Below are 2,477 nucleotides of genomic sequence, written 5' to 3'. Positions count from 1 at the left end.
TAATAAAGCCAGACGGCATGAGCAACGATTTCGATCGGGAAGCGATGGTTCTTGTAGGTGGCGCATGCTTCGACCATGCCAACCTGACTTATCGTCAAACCGTTAAGCCAAAATCAATGTGACAGCACCCATTCGAGGGATGCCCTTTCAGCGGTGGTCTCGCCATAGGGGCGCGACGGCCCCCTGGCGACCCATGCGAGACAGCGTGCTTACGCATCTGGCGCTTGTCGACGCATCGTTGCATCGTGAGGTGGAACCGTGAGCAGTTCGTACAGACTTTCCCTGTCTGGAATCCACCATCAGCTGCTGAAGGAGCATCTGTTGGGAGATAGGAACGAGGCTGCTGCCATTCTGTTTTGTCGCGATCTCTCGCCACAGCGTGCCAAGCTTATCGTGTTTGATGTGCTGTTGATTCCAAATGAGGAATGCTCAATTCGCAGACCCGACTTCATCACCTGGCCAGGTGCACGACTTTCTGCGGCAATGGATCGGGCCGAAGACGAGGGCTGTACCTTAATCCTAATCCATTCACATCCCGGAGGCTTTCTCGAATTTTCGGTGGTCGATGACGAGAGCGATCGGTGGGCGATTGGAAGCCTGTTTGGAGGGTGGTCCGGCGAGGCGCCGGCAGCCGGCCACGGCTCAGCCATCATGGTCGCCAGCGGCCGGATACGCGCGAGGCTGTATGATCCGACCATGAGGTCAGCGCCGGTCGCTGACGTCACCGTTGTGGGAGATGACATTGTCCACTGGAGGGATAACCAGCAAGAAGGCCCGCCGGTCATGGCATTCGGCTCGGCCATGACCGAGCAACTGGCTAAGCTTCGGGCGGGAATCATTGGTGTTTCCGGAACCGGCTCGATCATCGCCGAACAGGCAGCTCGAATGGGTTTCGGCGCCTTAACCTTGATTGATTTCGACAGGATTGAGCACCGTAACTTGAACCGTATCCTGGGATCTCGCCTGAAGGACGCGGTCACCAGTGAGCTTAAGGTGAACGCCGTTTCCAGGGAAATCGGACAATACAGAGATGAAATCCAGCTGCAACTCGTTCCAGCCTCGATCATGACGCGCGAGGCCGTCCTTGCCGCGGCGCAGTGCGATATCCTGTTTTCCTGTGTCGACTCGGCCGAGGGACGCCAGATAGCCGATCTGATTGCCCAGGCCTTTGTGATCCCTTTGATCGACATGGGCGTAACCATCCCGACGCGGAGGCTGCGGGACGGCAATCCGGCGATAGCCGAAGTTATGGGCCGCATTGACTATGTGCAGCCATTTGGCTCAACGCTGGCATCGAGGCAGGTCTTTACATCAGCGTTGCTACGAGCCGAATACTTGGCGCGGTCCGACCCTGAGGCCTATGCTCAGGAATTGAAGGAAGGGTACATCAAGGGGACCCTAGAGGAGGCCCCGTCGGTTCTACCCTTGAACATGCGCGCGGCCAGCTGCGCCATGCTCGAGTTTGTCGCCAGGATGTTTCCTTTCAGGCACGATTCCAACCGCTCGGCAGCACGCACATTGTTCGCGCTGGCAGATGGAGAGGAAGAAAGATTCTCAGAAGATAGTTTTCCAGTCGATGAATTTGGTGTCGCAGGCAGAGGGTTGACAGTCCCGCTTTTAGGTCTGCCACTCTTGGGGGAATAATGTTTAGTCAGCTTTGGCAGCGAATTAAGTCGTGGTTCGTCAGGCCCTTTCGACCGGCCGTTGAGAAACCCGCCCTAGAACCCGCGGCTCGCAAAGTGGTTTTCTACGAATCAGATGAGTTGCCGACGGAGCTACCGGAGTTCGATATTACGGTCGCGCGAGAAGGTGACCAGTTATGGGCAGCCGGCATGTTATGCCCGTGCGGTTGTAAGCGGCGCATAGAGCTGATGCTTCTTGATGAAGTGCGACCGCGTTGGAGACTGCAGCTTGATGATGGGAACCACCCCACCCTAACGCCCTCGGTCTGGTTGGCTGAGGGATGCCGCTCACATTTCTGGGTAACTGGTGGTCGAATCCGTTGGTGCTTGCCTGACGAGCAGGGCCAACTCGACACGCAGGACACATCTCAGCTATCTTCGGCGAAGTTGTGACCCGGGACTGCGGAGGTGGGACCGGAGCGGTGCCTGCAATCGATAAGAGTAGCGATTGTTTGGAACGCCGGCTTTGCGCCGCATGCAGAACCCGTTTCGCGGGAGGGTCGCCTGATTCTGAGAGGGCGCGGTATTGATAGGCCTTGAGCGGGTAGAGACCGCGATCCGATCATGGAGCTCCCTTCAAGAGAGGAACTTGCCATGGCCACCCTGTCGACCGATGCTCCGATCACACCGCTTCGCCAGCGCATGCAGCAAGACATGCTGATGCGGGGTGCTGTCACATTGATTTTGGCTTAACGGTTTGACGATAAGTCAGGTTGGCATGGTCGAAGCATGCGCCACCTACAAGAACCATCGCTTCCCGATCGAAATCGTTGCTCATGCCGTCTGGCTTTATTA

At 57.0% G+C, this 2,477-nt stretch carries 3 protein-coding genes; all 3 read left to right on the top strand.

Going from position 1 to position 2,477, the window contains the following annotated elements; all coding sequences use genetic code 11:
• Positions 1 to 139 precede the first annotated feature (139 nt).
• From ACFX5Q_RS34685 to ACFX5Q_RS34675, 3 genes are read left to right on the top strand one after another with little or no spacing between them, the layout of a single operon-like run.
• On the top strand, positions 140 to 262 hold the full coding sequence (locus tag ACFX5Q_RS34685) for an E2/UBC family protein (RefSeq protein WP_404285048.1): 123 nt from the start codon (positions 140 to 142) through the stop codon (positions 260 to 262).
• Positions 259 to 1,644 carry a ThiF family adenylyltransferase gene (locus ACFX5Q_RS34680; RefSeq protein ID WP_404285046.1) on the top strand — a complete coding sequence of 462 codons (1,386 nt, stop codon included), beginning with the start codon at positions 259 to 261 and terminating at the stop codon, positions 1,642 to 1,644. The genes ACFX5Q_RS34685 and ACFX5Q_RS34680 overlap by 4 nt, the downstream gene beginning before the upstream one ends.
• The gene (locus tag ACFX5Q_RS34675) at positions 1,644 to 2,075 is read left to right on the top strand and encodes a DUF6527 family protein (RefSeq protein ID WP_404285045.1); all 432 of its coding nucleotides are present in this window, start codon (positions 1,644 to 1,646) and stop codon (positions 2,073 to 2,075) included. The genes ACFX5Q_RS34680 and ACFX5Q_RS34675 overlap by 1 nt, the downstream gene beginning before the upstream one ends.
• Positions 2,076 to 2,477: the final 402 nt, after the last annotated feature.

It is taken from the genome of Mesorhizobium sp. IMUNJ 23033, assembly GCF_044778005.1.
Taxonomy (GTDB): Bacteria; Pseudomonadota; Alphaproteobacteria; order Rhizobiales; family Rhizobiaceae; genus Mesorhizobium; species Mesorhizobium amorphae_A.
This window is presented reverse-complemented; position numbering and strand designations above follow the sequence as displayed.

Excerpts from the sequence above, each read along its gene's own strand:
- ACFX5Q_RS34685 (WP_404285048.1), top strand. The coding sequence starts at position 140 with ATGCCCTTTCAGCGGTGGTCTCGCCATAGGGGCGCGACGGCCCCCTGG.
- ACFX5Q_RS34675 (WP_404285045.1), top strand. The coding sequence starts at position 1,644 with ATGTTTAGTCAGCTTTGGCAGCGAATTAAGTCGTGGTTCGTCAGGCCC.